Source organism: uncultured Planococcus sp., assembly GCF_947501725.1.
Lineage (GTDB): Bacteria > Bacillota > Bacilli > Bacillales_A > Planococcaceae > Planococcus > Planococcus donghaensis_C.
On the sequence record NZ_CANMXD010000003.1, the window covers coordinates 401753 to 408424 of the forward strand.

The 6672-nt window shown below is 48.5% G+C and carries 6 protein-coding genes; all 6 read right to left on the reverse strand.

What is annotated here, in order from left to right:
- Positions 1-7: 7 nt before the first annotated feature.
- Positions 8-997, reverse strand: coding sequence for a N(5)-(carboxyethyl)ornithine synthase (locus tag Q0785_RS06510; RefSeq protein ID WP_298827330.1), 990 nt, complete (start codon positions 995-997; stop codon positions 8-10).
- Between the two features lie 630 nt (positions 998-1627).
- A complete protein-coding gene (locus Q0785_RS06515) occupies positions 1628-2011 on the reverse strand; it encodes a VOC family protein (RefSeq protein ID WP_298827280.1) in 384 nt (127 codons plus the stop codon).
- 151 nt (positions 2012-2162) lie between these two features.
- On the reverse strand, positions 2163-3116 hold the full coding sequence (locus tag Q0785_RS06520) for a hypothetical protein (protein ID WP_298827283.1): 954 nt from the start codon (positions 3114-3116) through the stop codon (positions 2163-2165).
- Positions 3117-3311: 195 nt separating this feature from the next.
- Positions 3312-4304, reverse strand: coding sequence for a GNAT family N-acetyltransferase (locus Q0785_RS06525; RefSeq protein ID WP_298827286.1), 993 nt, complete (start codon positions 4302-4304; stop codon positions 3312-3314).
- Positions 4305-4374: 70 nt separating this feature from the next.
- Positions 4375-5379 carry a GNAT family N-acetyltransferase gene (locus Q0785_RS06530; protein ID WP_298827289.1) on the reverse strand — a complete coding sequence of 335 codons (1005 nt, stop codon included), beginning with the start codon at positions 5377-5379 and terminating at the stop codon, positions 4375-4377.
- 178 nt (positions 5380-5557) lie between these two features.
- Positions 5558-6499 carry an acetamidase/formamidase family protein gene (locus Q0785_RS06535; protein ID WP_298827293.1) on the reverse strand — a complete coding sequence of 314 codons (942 nt, stop codon included), beginning with the start codon at positions 6497-6499 and terminating at the stop codon, positions 5558-5560.
- Positions 6500-6672: the final 173 nt, after the last annotated feature.

Genomic DNA, 6672 nt, shown 5'->3' on the forward strand with positions numbered 1-6672 from the left:
TAGTTGATTATTTCACCAATAGGTTTCTGGCTTCTCTGAATTCCTTGATGTGGTGATCGATGATGTGCCCGTTTTCAATGACTACAGAATCGCGGATCATGTCGGTCCAATTGCCTTCGACAAAATTATCGACCATCGGCGAGAATCCTTCGCTCAGCACTTTCGTGACCGTGTGCGGGAACATCGCTGGCGTGTTGTCCACCGTGTAATGGATGATGCCATCCACTGTATAGACGGGATCATCGATGGTCGACGGACGGGAAGTTTCGATCTCCATGTTCGGGTCGCAGCTGACATCGACAATCATCGCGCCTTTTTTCAGGCGTTTCAAATCTTCCTTGTAGATGATGCGGTCCGTACGGGTCGTGTCCCACATGACGCAGTTGACGAGAACGTCATAATTGCCCATATTTTTGATGAACAGGGATTCCAGCTTGCGGCCGTAGACATCGACATCAGCACCTAAGCCGTGAAGGATGCGCAGTACGCCCTTGGTCGTGTGGCCATTTCCAAGAACCGCCACTTTCGTTTCGTACGGCATTTTGCCGCAATATTGGTAAGCTTGCAGAATCGCCGCTTCTCCAGCAACTTCACGGTTGCGGTAGAAAATGTAACGGCCATCTTCAAACATTTCCTCCCAGGCAACCACAGTGTGATCTCCTGCAAGTACCGAGTCTGTGAACGCGATGTCCTGAACTGCATGAGCCCAACCAATCAAGAGTTTCCCAGGCGTCAATTGATCGAAATAATCCGCGTTGCCCAATTTTACATCGACAATGGCGTCACATTGCAATACTTTTTCGCGCGAGACGAATTGAGCGCCGGAAACCTCATATTCCGCATCGGAAAACCCAAGGGCCTCGCCGTAGCCGACTTCAAAGAACAACTGCGAGATGTTCTTGATATTCGGCATGTCCTTCGGCAGAAGCGCTCTTCTTTTTTCATTGTTTTTATGGCTGATAACAAATCCTATTGTGTAAATAATAAAACCTCCAATTGATGAATGTTGTTAGATCCTGATCGGCTGATAACAGACATTTCGTACAGAATCGACCGGACAACCCTCAAAAATTGTCGAGTGAATTAATATATTCATATCGTTTCCGCATAGCTGATCTATTCTGCATCATACCATAAACCGGAAAAATTATAAGTACTTTGTAATACGAAATTTAAATAAAGATAATGAACGTTCACATTCGGAAGAAAGACTCTTGTCAATGATGAGATAGATAGCGATGAAATCCCGAGCTGCCGGTGTTTTTGGGAGAGAGTTCATAAAAAAATGAGGATGGCCAAAAGATTGGAAAGCGCAGACATGCGCTTTCCGCTTTTGAAGTCGTTAAAAGGGGCCGTCGATCAACTTTCGTTAATCCGGGGAGTTCGTTTACAGTGAAACGGCGCTCATTTCAGCAAAACAGTCTATTTACCGGACGTTTTTCCAGTTAAATGGATATACAGTCCAAAACCGTGATAATACTGTCCAAACTCCTATGAATACTGTCCAACCAGCTGAAATACTGTCCAAACCAAGCTAAATACAAGCTAAAGCCCAAAAACCGCTGGATGCCCAAAAGATTGGAAAGCGCAGGCCTGCGCTTTCCGCTTTTTGTTTTGTCCATCTATCTCAGATTTGGCTCAAGCCACAGAAAGCGCCGGCCGGATATTCGATGATGGCATAGCTGCCGGACGTGATGGTGCCTTCCGGTCGGCGGTGGACGATGCCGCCGCGATCCTGGCACATTTCGATGCTTTGCTTCAAATCAGCGACGGCGAAATAGACGATCCACAGCGGCGGCAAGCCTTCGTTGACTCCGGCCTGATGGCAAATGCCGGCTGCCGGGTTGCCATCAGGTGTGTTCATGATGTAGTCGGCATATTCGCCCATCGGAAAATCGCTGTGCTGCCAGCCGACGACCGCTTTGTAGAAATCGCGGACGCCCTCTGCATGATGGACAGTCAAATCTGAGGAAATGATGGAACCGGGCTGAATCTTGTTTTCTTCTGCCATTGAAAACACTCCCTTTTTTTTACTTCAAGAGTGATTCGCCATGAGGATTTCAAAATCCTTTTTATTCGAATAAATGATGCCGGATATTCCCCCGAAAAAAAGCGCTGGAAACCTATTGGTTTTCCAGCGCTTTTTCGTTCAGGTCATTGTGTCAGATCCACTGCTTTTTCACCATCTCCACCAAGTAGGCCATGTCCTCTATTCCATAGCGCTGGTCGCAAGGCAAGGGCAGGATGTTTGCGGCATACTGGTATTCGATGCTTTCTTCCGGGCAATCTTCGATGACATTCGGCCACAGCAGCGGAATGTAGATTTTCTGCTCGGCCAATCTGTTTCGGACCGAAATTCCATCTTCCACCAATAACGGATAAGCGAAAGCCCCTTCCGGCATCGTCAGATTCAAGGGGTTGTCTAAACCCAGTTGTTTTTCCAGATAGGCATAGTTTTCATTCCTTATCCGGCAGGCCCGTTCCGCATCGATTGCACCCATCAGATTGCGCGTCAGTTTTGACATCTTCCGGAGCGGCGCTTCAGCAAGCAGATCATTGCTTGAGCGGAAATCCGCATAGTATTCGCTGGCAGTCCCTTCGAAGCGCCCGAGGATATGCGCCATCCGATCTTTTGAAATGTCCTGCTCGAGTTCTTCATGGAGCACCGCATCCGTCGCCAAATACGCGCCATCCGGCACGCCAAAATATTTGCGGCAGGAATAGATGGTATCGATGCCTTCCAACGGCTTCTGGAAAAAAGCCTGGCTGTGATCCAAAATCAGCTGGCCGTAATGCTTCTTCAGCGCCAGTGTCTTCTCTTGGGTAAACTGCCCATACAAATTAACGATATATAGGTACTCGCCCGGCTCCAGCTCTTTGTCGAAAATCGGCTGGAACTCCTGGTCGACATGATAATATTCAAATTCATAATTATACTTCTGCAACAGGTTGCTGACCGAGTCGCATAAATAATAGGGAATATGCAATTTCGTGATCTTACGCGCTTTCAATAGATACAACAAGGCGTTGCTGCCGCTGTTGAGCGCCACCAATCCGCTGTAAAACTCCTGGTTCACCAGTTCCTCCATGCCAAAATATCCGCCGATTTCTTTCATTTTCCGTCTCCTTCAAGCGGCCGAATCCAAGCTGAAAATGGCCGACCGCACCTTAATTGTTGTTAACCGCACCTCAATTGGTCAAGACCGCACCTCGCTCGGGGTTAACCGCACCCCAAACGTCCAAGACCGCACCTCGCTCGGGGTTAACCGCACCCCAAACGTCCAAGACCGCACCTCGCCGCGCAAAAGGACCTACCCCCGGTACAATGGAAAATATCCAGGGAATCGGATGCCTTCCTTTTGGCGCTTTACTTCAACCAATTGGTCATAGGCCGGCTGGTTGTGGATTCTCTTGCCCATCAATAGCGGCAACGGCTCCGTTCTCGTGAAATTCCGTTTGAACCGGTAAAGGTTTTCATCGTTGCCCGCTCCACCCAGATGCAATTCCTTCTTGCCGTGTGCCACTGCCCACTTGCACGCTTCATAAATGATCAGGCTATTGCCGGCGAAGGAATATAATGCAGGGTCGTTTGCGGCTAAATGGTAATGGACATAGTCGCCGTGATGCAACATCAGCGCAGAGGAAATATAGCGCCCTTCATGTTTGGCGGAAATCAGGAATTGCTTGCCCTCGAACCGGTCGAACGAGCTGCGCAAAGATTCCTCCGAAAACAGATAATAGGGATCGATGTCATTTTTTTCAGCCGTCATCATATAGAGGCGGTGGAATTCAGCCACATGTTCACCTGTGTAATCGATTTCGATTTCCACATTATTTTTCAACGCCTTCCGCACCTGTCTTCTCGTCACGGAAGCGAATTGATCCATGAAAAAATCATCCACCGTCAAATCGATATACAGGGTAGAGCCATTGTCGCGGAACTCATAAAGCTGCTCGAAATCCTGGCGATTCTTCAGCCAGGGATTAAAGCGGACGTATTCCGTAACAATGCGATGCTCTGCACAGTATTTTTGAAACTCCTCGTCGAAATGCTCCACCAGCTGTTGCTTTCTCTCCGGTTCGCATGCCAGGATAATCGGACCGCTGAAGCCATAGGGTGTGATGATATCATAATAGGTCGGCCCTTCCATCTGCACGGGAATCGGACGCACGATAAATTGATAAAACACCTGCCCCCACTCATGCTTCACATCAAAGAAATGCACTTTTCCTTCATGTTCTTTTGTTTCGAAAAACTCTCCCCATTCCGGTAAAAAGTAAATATCCGGCATTGAAGTCACCATTATATCCCCTCCTCAGGCAGTAATCTCTTAAAATTAACGGTACGTTCCTTTTATATACTCTGTTGGTGGATCAACTTATCGGCACAGCGGATTCCTGGCTGCGATAGCTTGGAAACTGCTGGCTGTTGCCAGGTGTACCGGCAGTTTGGCACAACAAATCGTAAACTGTCGGATTCCAGATTTTATTGCCGATATAATAATCGAGTTCTGCATTGCGCCCAAATTTCTTCTTGAACAGATAAAGTTTGTCATCCAGCTCCCCGGTCCGGCCGCCTCCGTGATGGATCAATTGCATACTCTGCTCTTTGCCCCATAACGCAAGCGCATACTGCAGAACATATGCAGGTGCCAGCTGATGGAATTCCTGGCGCGTTCCGGTAAGATGGACATGTATAAAATCACCGCAGGCAAAATTCAGGCTCATGCCGATAATGCTGCTTTGATAGCTTACTTCCACTACCACCAAATAGTCGCCAAGCCAGTCGATACAGTTCTGAAAATATTCGTCATCAAAATAATAGACTGGCTCTGCACAATTGCGCTGCATCGTGGAGGTGTACAATTCCTTGAAATCCTTCAGATCTTTCGGACCGGCAACGACGCGATATTCCACACCCGCTTTCAATGCATGCCGGATATCGCGTCTGCAGGAGGCTGAGTATTCCGTTACAATCGGATCGTCTGTCCCTGCAAGCATCGTCTGGATGGTCTTGCGCTTAAACTCCTGGTCATAACAATGCCTGAAGTCCAGATGATTCTTTAGTACCGGATGGAAACGGACAAACTCGGAAACTATCTCATTTTCGAGGCAGTATTGACCGAAAGCCTGCTCGAATGCAGCGGCCAGCGCCAGTCGATCCTCGTCCCGCCCATTGACAATACGCGGTCCCCCATAGCCATAAGGCGTCACCAAATCATAAAATAGCTGTCCTTCAAGCTTGATGGGAATTTCACGTTTGATGAATAAATGCTGCACCGTCCCCAAAGCATGCTCGAAAACAAATTCCAGACATTCACCTCTTTCAATTTTTTCATACAAGTGTCCATACTCTTTCAAGAAATAAATATCTTCCATTTGGAGGACCTCACCTTGACAGGGATTTTTAAGGAATTTATTGCATTATTTCAGTTACTTCTGAACTTGCTACTATTTTATCATTATATTTACTCATAATACAGATAATTTAGATAACTTATGTAAAGATTTTTTAAAGAATAGAAAAACGCCGCCGGATTCGGCAGCGTCTGTTCATTTATTCGTTTTCCTGGAACACGGCAAGCGGCAAAACTGCACTCACGATATACTGGCCCGCATCGACGATTTCGGAGATTTTGAGATCAACGCACAGGCTGCACAACAGATAAGCATCTTTAGGTTCAATCCCGTAATTCTCTGAGATGTGGTCCACCATCGCGCGGATGGAATCGCGGGCGGCTTCCATCAAGTCTGGGCCGACACCGGTCGTCCCGTAAAAGCCTTTATGGTCGACTTTCGGTGTCAGTGCGCCGGCTGTCTGGAACTGCGGCGCTGGAATCGCCTTGCCTTTGAGGAGACGGAATTTCAGCGACGCCTGCATCGGGCATTCGAGTGCGGTCACGCAAACTTCGCCGTCGCCTTGTGCGGCGTGGGCGTCTCCGCAACTGAACATGGCACCCGCCACCTGCACCGGCAAATACAGCTTCGTGCCGACGGTCAATTGCCGCGTATCCATATTGCCACCGAATGTTCCAGGCGGCATGATGGCCTGCCCTTCTGCGTTGGACGGACCGACACCCATCGTGCCAAGGAACGGGGTGATCGGCACTTTGATGTTGTCGCTGAAATGAATGAATTCGCCGTCACTTAAATCGAAAGTCCTCAGGTAAGCATCCGGAAATTCTTCCGGCAGCAAACCCAGTCCCGGCAAAATCGCCATCCACCCCCAGCTTCCCGGCTGCAGATTGAGGATTTCCACTTCCAGCGTGTCGCCCGGTTCCGCCCCCCGGATCTCGACCGGTCCTGCGAGCGGGTAGACTTTCGCCCAGTCGAGCGTGGCGATGTCGTCGGTCGTGGAATCTTTGTTGAATTGATCGTCCGCCACTTCCCGGGTGGAGAAATCCACTTGGTCCCCGCTGTCGATCGTCAGCACCGGCTCCGGATCCTTGTCCCACGTATAATGAACGCGGTCATCAGGGAATTTATGTGTGTTGGCCACTTTTCTTCACCCTTTCCTCTTATTTTTAGAGTAGAAACAACGTTTTTTCCAGTTAACTGGATATACAGTCCAAACTGGGCAAGATACAGTCCAACCTGAGATTAGACTTAAAAGTGGACACGACTAAACGGTTTTCGACATACTGAAACTACCAAATCAAAGGACGTGTCAAT

Bases quoted from the DNA above. Each gene is read 5' to 3' on its own strand.
- Q0785_RS06515 (WP_298827280.1), bottom strand. From the start codon at position 2,011: ATGGCAGAAGAAAACAAGATTCAGCCCGGTTCCATCATTTCCTCAGAT.
- Q0785_RS06520 (WP_298827283.1), bottom strand. From the start codon at position 3,116: ATGAAAGAAATCGGCGGATATTTTGGCATGGAGGAACTGGTGAACCAG.
- Q0785_RS06525 (WP_298827286.1), bottom strand. From the start codon at position 4,304: ATGGTGACTTCAATGCCGGATATTTACTTTTTACCGGAATGGGGAGAG.
- Q0785_RS06530 (WP_298827289.1), bottom strand. From the start codon at position 5,379: ATGGAAGATATTTATTTCTTGAAAGAGTATGGACACTTGTATGAAAAA.